General features: G+C 46.2%; 12 protein-coding genes. 9 read left to right on the top strand and 3 right to left on the bottom strand.

Translation table 11 applies throughout. The annotated features are described in order from the left end of the window. Nucleotides 1-14: 14 nt before the first annotated feature. Both L865_RS0103175 and greB read right to left on the bottom strand, forming a co-directional pair. Nucleotides 15-2,342 carry a Tex family protein gene (locus L865_RS0103175; protein ID WP_028771905.1) on the bottom strand — a complete coding sequence of 776 codons (2,328 nt, stop codon included), beginning with the start codon at nt 2,340-2,342 and terminating at the stop codon, nt 15-17. A 200-nt stretch (nt 2,343-2,542) separates the two neighbouring features. Continuing rightward, nucleotides 2,543-3,019 (bottom strand): transcription elongation factor GreB, encoded by a 477-nt coding sequence (greB, locus tag L865_RS0103180; protein ID WP_028771906.1) that lies wholly within the window; start codon nt 3,017-3,019, stop codon nt 2,543-2,545. Between the two features lie 791 nt (nt 3,020-3,810). Here greB and L865_RS0103185 point away from each other — a divergent pair. Then, a complete protein-coding gene (locus L865_RS0103185) occupies nt 3,811-4,932 on the top strand; it encodes an MFS transporter (RefSeq protein WP_028771907.1) in 1,122 nt (373 codons plus the stop codon). 27 nt (nt 4,933-4,959) lie between these two features. On the opposite strand, the gene L865_RS0103190 is transcribed toward L865_RS0103185, so the two are convergent. After that, the gene (locus tag L865_RS0103190) at nt 4,960-5,646 is read right to left on the bottom strand and encodes a hypothetical protein (RefSeq protein WP_028771908.1); all 687 of its coding nucleotides are present in this window, start codon (nt 5,644-5,646) and stop codon (nt 4,960-4,962) included. A gap of 109 nt (nt 5,647-5,755) precedes the next feature. Between L865_RS0103190 and L865_RS0103195 the strand changes: the two genes are divergently transcribed. From L865_RS0103195 to L865_RS0103230, 8 genes are all read left to right on the top strand, one after another. Next, nucleotides 5,756-6,628, top strand: a complete 873-nt coding sequence (locus L865_RS0103195) for a LysR family transcriptional regulator (protein ID WP_028771909.1) — start codon at nt 5,756-5,758, stop codon at nt 6,626-6,628. 150 nt (nt 6,629-6,778) lie between these two features. After that, on the top strand, nt 6,779-7,909 hold the full coding sequence (locus L865_RS0103200) for an efflux RND transporter periplasmic adaptor subunit (protein WP_169732686.1): 1,131 nt from the start codon (nt 6,779-6,781) through the stop codon (nt 7,907-7,909). Between the two features lie 4 nt (nt 7,910-7,913). Further along, nucleotides 7,914-11,045, top strand: a complete 3,132-nt coding sequence (locus L865_RS23010; protein ID WP_051484416.1) for an efflux RND transporter permease subunit — start codon at nt 7,914-7,916, stop codon at nt 11,043-11,045. A gap of 252 nt (nt 11,046-11,297) precedes the next feature. Then, nucleotides 11,298-11,651: a hypothetical protein gene (locus L865_RS24475; RefSeq protein ID WP_157577413.1), complete on the top strand. Its 354-nt coding sequence runs from the start codon at nt 11,298-11,300 to the stop codon at nt 11,649-11,651. 66 nt (nt 11,652-11,717) lie between these two features. Beyond that, the gene (locus tag L865_RS0103215; RefSeq protein WP_245608380.1) at nt 11,718-12,878 is read left to right on the top strand and encodes a BamA/TamA family outer membrane protein; all 1,161 of its coding nucleotides are present in this window, start codon (nt 11,718-11,720) and stop codon (nt 12,876-12,878) included. A 38-nt stretch (nt 12,879-12,916) separates the two neighbouring features. Next, nucleotides 12,917-13,720, top strand: coding sequence for a lipid-binding SYLF domain-containing protein (locus tag L865_RS0103220; protein ID WP_028771912.1), 804 nt, complete (start codon nt 12,917-12,919; stop codon nt 13,718-13,720). A gap of 162 nt (nt 13,721-13,882) precedes the next feature. Next, nucleotides 13,883-14,239, top strand: a complete 357-nt coding sequence (locus L865_RS0103225) for a hypothetical protein (RefSeq protein WP_028771913.1) — start codon at nt 13,883-13,885, stop codon at nt 14,237-14,239. A gap of 377 nt (nt 14,240-14,616) precedes the next feature. Further along, the gene (locus L865_RS0103230; protein WP_028771914.1) at nt 14,617-15,357 is read left to right on the top strand and encodes a hypothetical protein; all 741 of its coding nucleotides are present in this window, start codon (nt 14,617-14,619) and stop codon (nt 15,355-15,357) included. Nucleotides 15,358-15,475 lie beyond the last annotated feature (118 nt).

Here is a 15,475-nt window from a genome sequence, read left to right on the forward strand (position 1 = left end):
ATTGTTAGCTAGAACTATTTTTTCAACTTGGCAAAGGCATCAGCAAAGGCGTTACCCATTGCGGCATTAGCCGGTTGTTTGGGATTATGCCTTGGCTTATGCTGCTTTTGCTGACTGCTGCCTTTAGCCGAATTTGACTTGGGTTTAGCTGCAGGTTTCGCAGAAGCTTGCTCGTCCAATCGCATCGTTAAGCCAATACGTTTACGCTCAACATCCACTTCCATGACTTTGACCTTCACCACATCACCGGCTTTGACCACCGTATGTGGATCGCTGACAAATTTGTCTGTCAGTGATGAGATATGCACGAGACCATCTTGATGCACACCCACATCGACAAAGGCACCAAAGTTGGTCACATTGGTCACCACGCCTTCAAGCAACATATTGGGCTTTAAATCATTGATCTGGTTTACGCCCTCTTTAAACGTCGCCGTTTTAAATTCACCACGGGGATCTCGACCCGGTTTATCCAGTTCAGCCAAAATATCGGTCACCGTTGGCAGACCGAAACTGTCATTAATAAAGGCTTTGGCATCAATATTCTTAAGCAGTTCACTGTTACCAATTAGCTGTTCAACGGGCAGTTGATGCTGCTCGGCAATGGTTTCTACGAGTGCATAGGCCTCTGGGTGAACCGCTGAACTGTCCAGTGGATTGGTGCCGCCACTAATACGTAAAAAACCAGCTGCTTGTTCATAGGCTTTTGGTCCTAAACGCGCCACTTTTAGCAACTGTTTGCGTTGGCTAAACTCACCATTGCTATCACGATAATCAACAATATTACGGGCTAGAGTTTTGTTTAGACCAGCAACTTGGGCCAGCAAAGGTGCTGAGGCCATATTGAGATCCACACCCACACCGTTCACACAATCTTCCACCACCGCTTCAAGCGACTGGGATAACTGGCTCTGACTCACATCATGCTGATATTGACCCACGCCAATGGATTTAGGCTCGATTTTAACCAGTTCTGCTAGCGGATCTTGCAAACGACGTGCAATAGAGACTGCACCACGAATAGACACATCTAATTGCGGAAATTCTTGTGCCGCTAGTTCAGATGCAGAGTACACCGAAGCACCGGCTTCGCTGACCATAATCTTAGTTAGCTGCGGCATATCAGCTTTCATAGCCGCAATGACTTCCGCCGCCAACTTATCGGTTTCGCGCGATGCCGTGCCATTACCAATGGCGATCAGCTCAACCTTATGCATTTTAATTAAGTTGCTTAGGGTGCGAATCGACTTATCCCATAGGTTTTGTGGTGCATGGGGAAATATCGTTGAATGCGCCACCAGCTTGCCAGTTTGATTAACAATGGCAATTTTCACCCCGGTACGTAGACCTGGATCTAAACCTAAGGTGGTTTTGGCCCCCGCCGGTGCCGCCATTAGCAAGTCACCTAAATTGCGCGCAAAGACATTGATCGCTTCGCCTTCAGCTTGCTCGCGTAGCGATGCAATGAATTCAGTTTCCATCTGCAAGCCAATCTTGACTCGCCATGTGGCAGTAATCACCGTTTTAAGCCAACTGTCCACCGCACTATCAGTCAAATTCAGTTGCAGGTGCTCAGCAATAATCACTTCACAATAACTGGCCGATTTCGCCTCACTTGCGGGATCAGCATTCATTTTTAGAGACAGCGCACCTTCATTGCGACCACGTAACATTGCTAGTGCACGATGCGAAGGCACCTTACTAAATGGCTCACTGTACTCAAAATAGTCTCTAAATTTACTGCCAGCCTTTTCTTGGCCTGCCACTAAGTTGCTTTCCAACACCGCATTTTGCTTTAAATGACGACGAATTTTATTAATTAAGTCAGCGTCTTCTGCAAACCGTTCCATCAGAATAAAGCGCGCACCATCAAGGACTGCTTTAACATCATCAAAGCCTGCTTCACTGTTAATAAATGCTTGAGCTTGACTGTCTAACTCATTACCACGCTCAGCAAACAAGCGATTGGCTAATGGCTCAAGCCCAGCTTCAATAGCTATTTGCCCTTTAGTGCGACGTTTAGGCTTAAACGGCAAGTAAAGATCTTCAAGACGGGTTTTACTATCTGCGCTGCTAATGGCCTGTCGCAGGCTATCGTTAAGTTTACCTTGGGCTTCAATGCTAGAGAGTATCACTGCACGGCGATCATTGAGTTCACGTAAATAGCCTAAGCGGCTATTGAGGGTACGCAACTGAGTATCATCTAAGCCACCTGTCACTTCTTTACGATAACGGGCAACAAAAGGTACTGTGGCACCTTCATCTAATAATGTAACTGTGGCAGTCACTTGCTGCTCACGGACATTCAATTCTTCAGCGATAATACGAGCGATGTTTTGCATAGAGAGCTTAGAGCCTAGATAGGAATTTGTTTAATGCCGCCAAAGATACCACAGCCTTGGGGCAAGGTGTATTGTAAAACAGTATAGCTTGCGCCATATCGATTTAAGCTGCTTTAACGCAGCCAAGCGTGATGAGAACGGCCATTAACTGTCGCCGCTTACACCATCGCGGTTTTGCATTGTGGTTAACAAATGACGACTTAGAATGCTTGATACTGAATTTTGTTCACATACCACTCTTTGGTTCCAGCCGGCGTTTTAACGAGCACTTCATCATCAACTTGCTTACCAATTAACGCCCGTGCCATGGGTGAATCAATGGTAATGTAACCTTGCTTAGTATCTAACTCATCTTTACCAACAATTCGATACTGCACTATCTCACCCGCTTCGTTTTCCAGCTCGACCCAGGCGCCAAAATAAACCTTACCTTCTTGCTGCGGTGAATAGTCAACAATCTTGAGATCTTCAACTCGCTTGACCAAATAGCGAACACGGCTGTCTATTTGGCGTAACAAACGCTTATTGTAGGTGTAGTCAGCATTCTCTGAACGATCACCCTGCGCTGCGGCTTCTTGCACCTTTTTAGTGATTTCTGGGCGGTACTCTTTCCATAAATACTTCAACTCGCGATCAAGGGCTTGCCAGCCTTCACGGGTTATGAGCATTGCTTTCATGTTGAACTTCCAAATACTGTGCAATAACGGAGAATTAGCTAGATTTTAGCGCTAGCGCAGCAATATTGCTATGCGTGCTAGCTCGCAGCTCATGGGCGTATCTCTTATTGGTTAAACTATTCGATAGTTAAATAGAAACTAACTCAGCGATTGTGCGATGCCATGACAAGATAGCCAAGTCGACGTAAGCGGCATGAAAATCAAAACTTGCCTTACGACTCCCTTAGGGTGCCTTTGTCTAACGCTCTCGGACAATGGCACCCTTTTCTTTTAGCACCTGTAAACCTGTTTCCAACTGTTTTATAAAAAAATAGCTGCGCTTCACAGCCAGTACAACAGGCCTTTGTCGTCTCTCGATGTATTCGATTTAACTATACTTATTAACGTTTAAAATTAACAAAACATCGAGATAATAGCACTTCATCATTATCCTGTAGCTCACCGAATGTGATGCTGTTGCACGCCAAGGACGGCGGCTTTTTTTCTGCAGGATGATGAATCCAGGGTTAGCAGCCTTAACGAATTAACGGCAACAAGTTAGCACCAACAACAATACACAGAGATGAGCCAACAACATGAACAGTATACTTAATGAGAAACACTTTAAGCGTAAATGCCTACTGGCACTGATATTACTTGAGTGTATGCGCTATAGCGGCCTAATGAGTTACACGCTAGTGCTAGGCTAATCTTGAGCCGAAGAATTAGCGCAATAACCTCAACGAGATTCTATTTACTTGCCCTAAAATACTGGTTAACCTAGCAAATAACTCAGTTATTTAGAGGTTAATTTGCAACGCTCACAACAGCGTCTTCCCCCGTGGTTTATTGCGGCACTAAAAATGACCGTGGTGTCGAGTATTTTTTTACTCATGCCCAGCTATTTAAATGCAATTTCACACCAGTTTAATGCATCCGTTTATTCACTCACTTACTTAGCCTCCATCGAACTTAGCGGTTTTGCTGTCGCGTCATTATTTTCTTTTATTATCACCCAAAAAAAGCACATCAATATTAACGAGCGATGGGCTTGTGCTGGCTTATTTTTAGCTCACTTGCTTAGCGCATTTTGCCATGACATCAATCTGTTTATTGCCGTACGGATTCTCGCCGGTGTTTGCGCCGGTTTAGTGCTGGTGAAAAGTTATGAAACCTTAGCGGCGCAGCCCAACCCAGATAATGCTTTTGGCAAAGCCATTGCCATGCAGATGCTGTATAGCGCCGTTTTGTTTGTCATATTGCCGCCAATTCTGGCTCAATTTGGCGTACATGCTTTTTTCTTTGTGCTAGCACTATTGAGTCTGGTTATCGCGCTACTGCCACAATTACAAGTGCAGGTGTCCAGCAATGATAGCCAAGCACCGCAATCAAATCATGCGATGTTCTATGCTTTAAGTGCCATGTTCATGCTAATCCTCACCCACTCAGGCGCTTGGTCACTACTGGGAGTCGTTGCCAGTAAACTTGAGATAACTCCGCAGTCTCAAGGCAATATTTTGGCAACGGGTACCCTGTTTAGCTTAGTGGGCGCAGTGCTAGCCAGCTACTTAGCCTACAGCCAATTTAAAAAGTGGATTATTGTGATAGCGGTGGCCACTCAAGGTGCCTGTATCGCAACCATTTTTTTGGCAACTACCCCATGGAGTTACTTTGCGGCAGTGAGCCTATTTATGCTGCTGTGGAATTTACTGGTGCCACTTTATATGGGCACCATTGCCAGTATTGATAAGGATGGGTCAGTTATTCGCTTAGCGGTCGCTTCGCAAACCTTTGGCGCAGCGATTGGCCCCTATATCTTACTGCAAGGTTGGGCGCTGTCGGAATTATTGGTGTTTCTCAGTTTGACCTTATTACTAGTGTTACCGCTATTGCCTGCTTCGCAGTCGTGGCGCCGATCAAAAAAGCCGCAATAAATGCGGCTTTTATTATCGACAATCGGCTTAGAAGTAGTAGTTTGCTTGTATCCAAGTTACCGTATCTTCAGGCATATTAAAGCCATGTTTGTTTTTGACTTCGCCGGTGTATTCAACCTTGGCGCCCACAGACACATTGTCTAACAACATGAATCCCCCGCCCACTTCCACTTGGTTAGTGAAAGTTTTGTCTTTAAAGTGGTATGTGGTTTTAGGGTTGACGTATAACCAGTGGCCAGCATCAAAACCATACATCGCATAGACACCAGCTTGGGCTAGGCCACTGCGATCGTACTTATCTTTTTCTCCAATGCGTTTGTTCTGGGTGCCACCAGCACTAAGCATAGGGAAAATAGAGATGTTGTCGGTCACCTGAAACTTATAGATAAGTCCACCCAGTACCGTTTGGTTGTTCTCATCGCCAATCACGTCGACAGAGTAGCCTAAGCCGTCCGTCACATGGAAATAACGCCCGCGGCCACTTAAGTCGCCACTTTTGTTATTGCGGCTAATATCCAGTTGGAAAATATTTGAGCCCAGCCCCATCATACCGTTAAGTTGAGTGACATCTTTGCTGGCGCTGACCCCAACGGTGGTGAAACTTGCGGTAGGATCGCCATAGTTAACCTCTTCTTTGGCCGCTTCTTCATTCGCAAACGCACTAGTTGCTGTTAATAACGAGATAAGTGCTACGCTAGTAAGTGATTTTTTCATAATTTGTGCCCTCTAAATAAACTAAATGTCTTGTTGGTGTGGCTAAATTATGCCAATTGATGTTTAATACTTAAAAGTAATAACTATCGACATATCGAATAGGTGAACCATGCTTAACTTAGAACAGCTCAATGCATTTGTGGCCGCGGCGGAAAAAGGCTCCTTCTCTGCAGCCGCTCGGCACATAGGGAAAAGTCAAAGCTCTGTGAGTATTGGCGTTAACAATCTTGAACTCGATTTAGGATTAACACTGTTTGACCGCAGTACTAAATACCCGACGTTGACAGCACAAGGCGAACGCCTTTATCAACAAGCTAAAGTACTTATTCGCCAAGCAGAGCGAATGGAGAGTTATGCTGAAGGTGTGATTGAGGAAGTAGAAGATGAGCTGATTATCGGCCTTGATCCTTTAGTGCCACTTTATAGTATTGATGCAGCGCTGGAAAAATTAGCCAGGCAATACCCCCATACACAAATTAAGCTCGTTAAACAAAACTCCACCGATCTAGCGCAAGCCATTTTGGATAAGCAGGTGCATATTGGTATCACTTTGCCGCTAGAAGCTGTGCCAGAGCATCTCGACTTTATCTCCTTCTATCAGTTGGAGTGGGTATGCGTATGCAGTCCTGACTCACAATTTGCTGATATGGATGTTGTTGATACCGAAACTCTGATCAGCGAACGGCAAATCGTTTGCACCAGTATGATAGAAAATAGTGTCTTAGCAGCCATGAGCAAGATGTCACAGCAAATTTGGCAAGCCTATGACCAAGATGATTTAATCCGCCTTGTTGAGCAAGATCTAGGCTGGGCATTTGTGCCAAAACAGCTGTTAGTGGAGAAAATGGCCCTAGGTACCATTGTCCAGTTTGTGCCTGACTATCAACGCACTCCTATGATTAATGCCGCTGAAATCACTTGGCGCTCCAATGTGCAACATGGGCCCGTGGCCAAATTTTTGATTGCTCAGCTCAGTGAGTAGCCCTTGCTAAGTTTGCTGGTCGCTCAACGCTAACTGGGCGACCATTGAACCTGTCACCTATTCGATTTAACTATAATAAGTAACTGTGGATAACCTCTAGGCAAATATAAGATGGCGCCAATATCTTTATTGCCACTCTTAGGGGTTATTATGCGAACGTCAGCCAAACTCGTCGCCATTGCTACTGTTAGCTTATTAAGCGCCTGCTCAGATGAGCCCGCCACACCACAAGTTAACAGCAGCATCGCTGTGACCACTCACCACCTTACTTTGCAAGACACTCATATTTCCGAGCAGTTCATCGGCAAAACCCAAGCCGTTGATGAAGTGGATATCCTGCCGAAGGTATCGGGATATATTTATAAACAACACGTTAAAGATGGTGCCTTGGTCGCCAAAGGTGATCTGTTGTTTGAAATAGACCCAGAGCCTTTTCAAATAGAAGTGCAAAAAGCCAAAGCCGTTGTGGCGCAAAAACAAGCACAATTGGCATTGCATAAAAAGAAATTAGAAAAAGCCAATAAGCTCAGGCAACAACAAGCACTAAGCGCAATTGAGCTTGACCAAATCATTGCAGCACACCAAGTGGCGAGTGCTGAAGCCCTAGCGGCTCAAGCCAGCCTAAAGAAAACACGCTTAGATTTAAAAGACACGCGTATCGTTGCGCCATTTGATGGCTATATCAGTGATAGCAATGTGAGCCCCGGCGCATTAGTTGGGCCAAATAGCCAAGCGCTGACGCATTTGGTTAGCTACCGCAAAATGTACGTCAACATTCAGTTGGATGAGAAAGAGTATCTCAACGACTTACAAAAAAAGCTCCAAGCTGGCGCGGCTATCAACCCGCCCAATATCAAGTTGCAGCTCGCTAACGGTACCCCTTATAAACACCGAGGTAGCATCGACTTTATCGATAATCAGGTCGATACCGATAATGGTACGGTACGCTTTCGCATCAATTTCCCAAACCCCGATGGCTTATTACTACCAGGCCAATTTGTCACCGTCACATCAGCCCAAAGCGTGCCGACACCTAAACTTGTGCTGCCCCAAAGCGCTGTACAAGAAGACCAAGGCGGCCGTTATGTCTTCGTGGTTAATAGTGACCAAGCAGTTGATAAAAAATACCTTACCCTCGGGCAAAGACTCAAGCAGGACTGGATTGTAGAAGCGGGTTTAACCTCAGGTAGCCAAGTCATTATTGGCGGCATCAGTTCAATAAGACCAGGCATGCAGGTTACCGTTAAAAATGATGCTCAATTAACTATGGTTAAGGAGTAGACTCATGGCCGATTTCTTTATTAACCGCCCCAAATTTGCCATTGTGTTATCGGTGGTGATGACATTAGCGGGTATGCTTACCCTAATGAAAATGCCGGTATCACAATTCCCTAATATTGTGCCGCCATCAATCGAGATCTTTGCCCTTTATCCCGGCGCAGATCACAACACAATCCGTAATACTGTCGCCACAGTAATTGAGCAAGAAGTTAACGGCGTTGAAGACATGATCTACATTGAATCAAAGTCTAACAACGACAATACCTATCTTGCTTATGTCACCTTTGCTATTGGCACCGACCCAGACAAAGCACAAACGTTAGTGCAAAACCGGGTAAACAAAGCCATGGCCAAGCTGCCTGATGAAGTTAAGCGCCAGGGCGTCACCGTCGAAAAGGTTGCCAACTCAATCTTAATGACGGTCAACCCCTACTCACCGAATCACAGTCTAGATAATCTATTTTTGTCTAACTACAGCTCACTTAATATTAAAGATGCGCTGTTACGTGTTAAGGGTGTCGGCAAGGTGCAAGTGATTGGCGAGCAAAACTATTCAATGCGGGTATGGCTTGACCCTGAGAAAATGGCAGCCAAGTCAATTACGGCTAATGATATAGCCACCGCCATTAGCGTGCAAAACACCACTGTCGCAGCGGGAAAACTAGGTGAGCGACCAACGGCAGGTAACCAGGTCTTTCAGTACACAATCCAGACTCAAGGCCGGCTAGTTGAAGCGGCAGAATTTGAGTCTATTATTTTACGGGCTGAAAAAGAGGGACGTTTTGTCAAACTGAAAGATGTTGCGCGGGTTGAACTGGCTGCCGAGCAGTATGCAGCTATTGCCAGCTATGGCGACCATGAAAGCCCAATTTTGGCTGTCTATCAAGCGCCCGGCGCCAATGCACTTGAAGTCGCACAAGGCGTACGCGAAGCAATGCAGCAGCTATCACAACGCTTTCCCGACGACATGGATTATGTGGTCTCTTATGACTCGACCACCTTTATTGAAGTGTCGATGGACGAAGTGTTTGAAACCTTGTATATCGCCCTCGGTCTAGTGGTGTTAGTCACCTATTTATTCTTGCAAAGCTGGCGCGCGACTTTAATTCCAGCCCTAGCCATTCCGGTGTCACTGATCGGCACGTTCGTGGTCATGGCCGCGATGGGAATTGATATCAACACCATTTCAATGTTTGGCTTAATATTGGCAATTGGTGTGGTGGTCGATGCCGCAATTGTGGTGATAGAAAACGTAGAACGCTTGATGGAAGAGCGCCACCTTGATGCCCCAGAAGCAACCTCACTAGCAATGAAAGAGGTAACGGCGCCGCTGATTGCTTCCGCCTTAGTGCTGCTGGCGGTATTTGGCCCCGTGTCTATGGCCCCCGGTATGGTGGGTCAAATGTACCAACAGTTCGGCGTGACAATCTCAGTTTCTACGGTAATTTCAACCTTAGTCGCACTCACGCTGACACCGGCATTATGTGCGCTACTGATGCGTCATGAAGCCAAAAAGAGCCACGGCTTTTTAGCGCAGTTTAACCGTTTCATTGCCTGGGTAACCCGCGGCTATGTTAATTCGGTGAGTTTTCTAGGCCAACGTTTATTACTTAGTGGCGGACTGTTTGCCATCTTACTGCTGTGTATTTATGGCTTTAACCTCTCGTTAGCCAAAGACTTTATACCAGCAGAAGATCAAGGTTCGTTTATGGTTGATGTTAATTTACCCGAAGCCTCAGCCCTCGACCGTACTGATGACATGGTCAGTGACATGGTGAGCCAAATTACCGCAATTGATGGCGTAAAGCATGTTGTGGCAGCCAAAGGTTATAGCTTGCTAAAAGGGGCGGCATCGCCTAATTCTGGCATGATGATTGTCGTACTGGATGACTGGCAACACCGCAATAGCCAACAAAGTGAGTTTGCCATCGTTGCACAAGCGCAAGCAGCCATTGATGCAAATCCAGATGTTAGCGGCATGGCGTTTTCAATGCCCGCCATTCCAGGTTTAGGTACTGCTGGCGGCTTAACTTTGCAACTCGAAGATCTCAATGGTCGACCCGTTGAAACCATGGCTCCGGTTATTGAGCAATTTGTAGCACAGTTAAACCAATCTGATGAAGTGATGATGGCATTTACCACGTACAGTGCTAATGTTCCTCAGCTCTATTTAAATGTGGACCGAGCCAAAGCCATGGCGCTAGGTATTGATTTGGCCGAGGTCAATACCACACTTGCAGCCATGATGGGCAACATGTACGTCAATGACTTCACCAAGTTTGGTAAGAACTATCAGGTTAACCTGCAAGCCGAGCAAGACTACCGCAATAGCGAACAAGATTTGGGGCATATCTACCTTAAATCTGCGACAGGTGACATGATCAAGCTATCGAGCATCGCCGACTATCAGCCATTGGTCGGTGCAGATAGTACCGCTCGCTACAACCTGTACAACACAGCACAAATCATTGCCATACCCGCTGAAGGTTATAGCTCAGGCGATGCGATTGCCGCCATTGAAGCGCAAGCAAATCAATTACCTCAAGGCTACGCCTATGAGTGGACAGGCATGACCTATCAGGAGCTACAAGCCGGTGATGCTGCGCCGCTATTGTTTGCGCTCGCCTTGCTATTTACCTATCTATTTTTAGTCGCTCAATATGAGAGCTGGTTGATTCCATTTGCCATCATACTGTGTGTGCCCACCGCACTGCTTGGTGCCCTGGGCTACACCTTGATTGCAGGCGGTACGATGAACCTCTACACCCAGATAGGTTTAGTCCTGTTAATTGGCATGGCCAGCCGCAACGCAATCCTAATAGTCGAGTTTGCCAAAGTGCTCCGAGAAGAGCAGCAATTGACGATTATAGATGCCGCTAAACAAGCCATCGCACTGCGTTTGCGTGCCGTTTTGATGACAGCCTTCTCCTTTATCTTAGGGGTACTGCCTTTGGTTATTGCCAGTGGTGCGGGCAGTGCCAGCCGTAACGCCCTTGGTCAGGCAAGTTTTGGTGGCATGTTTGCCGCCACATTAATCGGTTGTGTATTAGTGCCAGTATTCTTCATCGCTTTGCAGCAATTAAGAGAATATCGCCCTGGAACTAACGCAATACCATCGACCGCAACTGGGCACTAAATATCAGTTTCGTTCCTCACCAGCTATCAATGTTTTGGCTGACGGCGCAGCTGGCTGGGGAACACCTTTTCAACCACGATAGTCAGCCTGCGCCCAACCTAAGTTGGGCGCACTCCTTCATACCGCGCTAACTCGTTCACTGTCAAAAACCGCCAGCTATTACAAAAACGAATAGATACTAATTTAAATCATTCGTTTTTGTTACGTATCATCAACTCGAATTTAATCCACTCCTAACCAATCGAGGTTGATATGAAAGCAAAACATCTAGCGTGTTGTATGGCATTGAGCTTGGCAACACTAACCAATTTCGCTCACGCAGACTATTGCGATGACACCTTAGGCAGTGTTGTCGGCGGCGCGCTTGAAGGTGGCCTAATGGGCACAGCTGTAGGCGCTATCGCCGATGGCAGAGAAGGCGCCAAACGCGGCGCTGCAATCGGCGGCATGGTCGGTGCCATTGACGGTTTAGTCGAAGGTGAAGTGAGACGTGAGCGCTGTAAACGTGACTTTGAAGACCTTGAAGACGCAGTTGTTGAAGGTGAGCTTGAAGATATGTACATCGAAGACGCCATTATTGACGACGCCATTCTATTTGGTGATTAGCCACCTATTTAATGTTGAGTTAGGTGGTCATCTTCCCGGGGCCACCCACAAACGAGAGCCCAAATTATGTTTAAGTCAGCCAAAAAATTTAATACCACAGCGATGAGCACACTGCTTATCGCCACATCTTTACTGTCAGCAGGTGCCAACGCTAGCTTTATGGATCAATTTAAAGATCCCGTTGATGGTCGCCTAGATGCCAGCCAATGGATCCTTAACAATGCGCACGGCTTCTTGCCGGTACCCATAGTGATCACTGAACCTGCCGTAGGTGTAGGTGGCGGTGCGGCACTGTTGTTTTTCCATGAGAATGACGAACAAAAAGCCATTCGCGAGCAAAATCCTAATGCTGTCTCAGGCATCCCCCCTAGTGTTACGGGCGTTGTCGGTGCCGCAACCAATAACGGCAGTAAAATTGCCGGCGTGTTTCATTCTGGTAATTGGTTTAACGACAATGTCAGGTATTTAGGTGGCCTATTTGGTGCCGATTTAAACTTAAAATATTATGCCGATGCCGATAGCTCCACCGCACAACAATTTGGTATTAAAGGGCTGTATTTCTTCCAAGACATTGACTTTAGACTCGCGGGAAGCAACTTCTTCCTGGGTGCTGAATACGTCAACATGAGTTCAGAAGCCAATTTTAATCTTGATTCCGGTATCCCAGAAATAGACAACTTGGCGCTCAATAGTAGCGATGCGTCGGTCGCCGTAAAACTCACCTATGACAGCACTGATAACCAGTTTGCCCCGCGTTCAGGGATTAAAGCTCGCGTTAAAGCAAACATGCACCACGAAAAAATTGGCGGCGATTTTAACTACCAAGACTACTCAGCGTTCATCAATAGCTACCATAGACTCAATAAAAAATGGGGCCTCAATTGGCGTGTAAATGCTAAATCAACAGTTGGTGAAGCACCATTTTACGCTAAACCCTACCTCGACATGCGCGGTATGGCTGCCATGCGTTATCAAGCCGACAACACCGCTTTGGGTGAAGTTGAAATCACATACGATATTGATGATCGCTGGACCATTCTGGGCTTCGCTGGCACGGGTAAAGCGGTGAACAACAATCAAAGCTTTAGTGATGCCAAATGGCAAAACGCCCAAGGTGCGGGTTTCAGATACTTAATGGCACGCCAACTCGGTTTGCGCACCGGTGTCGATATTGCTAAAGGCCCTGAAGAATGGACTGTTTACCTACAAGTCGGCGGCGCTTGGTAACGCTGCCCTTTAATCCAGTTCATAACGGAGCTCACTCAATGAAGCTATTTACTCTACTTGGCACCATTATCAATAACAGGTATCGCCAGTTATTGATACCAGTGTTGATAGCCACTTTTGTGTCAATGTGCAGCATTCCAAGCAGTGCCAAGCTGCTTGAAGCTACGCCTGACAATATAAATAACACCCAAGCCAGTGAGCTCATCAAGGATGCAGAGCAGCATTTAGATACCTTTCTTACAGATGAGCACTGGGCTGCGGTACGTAACCTCACCGGCATCGCCCGTGCCATATTCATCATTCCGCGCGGTGGACAAGTTGGTTTTGTGTTGGGGGCGCAATGGGGAAAGGGCATTTTAATGGTGCGCCATCACCATCAATGGAGTCAGCCGATCTTTGTCGAAGTAAATAGTCTGCAGCTTGGCCTTCTTGCTGGCGCCCAATCAGTCAATGGGGTTGGAGTGTTACTGAGCGATAACGCACTGCAACAAGTGATCGATGGCAATTACAAAGCCGGTGGCTCAGCCGATCTAACTCTGGGCCCTGGGATTAGCGGCAAAGCCGCTGGCGGTAGCAAAGGGGTGGAAATGTTCATGGTCTCTTCCAACAGCGGCCTCTATTTTGGCGGCAGCTTTGAAGGTATCCAGTTAAAGCTAGATGACCACTTAAATCGCTTAACCTACGGCGACAGTTTCGATGCCAGCGCATTAGCCCAATTTCACTTGCACTGCCCACAGGCACTCGCCCAATCGATGCGCGAGAAGCTCTCAAAGGTCGGTTATCAAGCGGTGTATTCATCACCTCAAGTGATTCGCAGTGAGTCATCCACTTTAGCCCATTGAGCCTACTGACTATCAAATATCAGCTATCGACAATGGGCCCGGTGCAAATGGCTCAACCTATCAAAAAGTCGAATACATACTAACTAATAGCAATCGAGTTGTTTATATATAATCGCTAACCAACAAACTCACACATCTCGCACAGATTAAAAGGTACAAACAATGAAATCTAATCAACTTAACTCAATATCATCACTGCTATTGCCTAAGCTCCCGACACAGGGGAAACGACGCTCTAAAGTAGCGAACTTTATGGTAGTAGCCTTACCAGCGCTCATGCTCAGCATTATCATGATTGGTAAAGCCAACGCTGAATTTTACTGTGCAGCAGATGATCTAGCCTGTCAGGCGCAACGCAGTGCCAATATAGAACAGGAGCTGGATAAGCGACTCGCCGCTTTCGAGGAACAACAAGCCATACTGGCAGCTAAAGCTAAAACGGAAGCTAAGTATTTAAAGCAAGCGCACAACATCTGCATCAAAAGTGCCCATGGTGAACAAACTGACAAATGCGATTAACTCCATGGTGGCGCTGCCAATGCTCCATCATTCACCCATAAAAACGGACCTTAGGTCCGTTTTTTATTGCCCAATTCGCTAGCTATTCTTTGCGTCAACAAACCGCTTTTCTTACTAGTACCTACGCCCAACATCACACTCAAGGTCAAACCTAGCGAAAAAGTCCAATCTCTAGCATTTACTCACACTTTCGCCATAACAGCCATTAGTTGAACTTTAACTGAACCGAGTCACTTGTTACCCATTAATCTATTCGAAAATCAAATAATACCTAACTCAAACAACCCGAAAAACACTGAGAAAATAGCCTCACTTAGTCAGCAGCATCATTGTTGACGAGTTAAACAACAACATAATTATTTGATGAGGACAAACACATGAAAAAGTCAGCCATTGCTATCGCAGCATTACTAGCCCTATCTACAGGAGCAGCCAATGCACAATCTAACACTGAATTGCTAAACGGTTTCACCGGCAAAATTGAAGCCGATTACACCACTCAAGAAAAGAACACTAAAGTTGAAGCGCAACTCGGTTATGACTTTAATTTTGGTGCCGTTTCTGTCATTCCATTTTTGGCAGCAGAAACTAACTACTCAGGTGAAAAAGATATCCTGACAAACAAGTATGAAGGTTTTGACCGCGGCGCATTAGGCGGTGGTTTTACAGTGCGTACTAACTTTGACAACTTCTACGCTTATGCTGAAGGTCGCGTTATGGTCAAAGACCGCATTAACTTAACTGTACCTAATGGCGAACTACCTGAACTGCCTATTCCAGAGCTACCTGAATTACCAGGCGCGGAGCTATATGGTGGCGATACTTTAGTAAAAGGCACCGTTAACCAATACCGTGTAAAGCTCGGTACCGGTTACCAATTCGATAATGGCTTTAGCGCAGGTGTTGAAGCCGCCATGGTGCGAGAGAGCTTTAAAGATCTCAAAGAAGACCAGCGCGAAATTTTCGCTGTGGCTGGCTACAATTTCACCGACAATTTAAAGCTATTTGCTAAAGTAGGTGCAGCAGATACCGGCGACCAAGCAGAGCTGTATAAAAAGAGCAAAGATGACGGTAAATGGGAAACAAAAACGGTTATCGGCGTAAGCTACGCATTCTAATGACCTAGTACACTAAAAAGCGAGCTCATTTTGAGCTCGCTTTTTTTGCAGTAACACCACTGACTCCCATTCATTCCCTCCTGCTATCTAACCCCGTTGCCAGCTCTCGATTCTCAGC

It is taken from the genome of Shewanella waksmanii ATCC BAA-643 (genome assembly GCF_000518805.1).
Classification (GTDB): domain Bacteria; phylum Pseudomonadota; class Gammaproteobacteria; order Enterobacterales; family Shewanellaceae; genus Shewanella; species Shewanella waksmanii.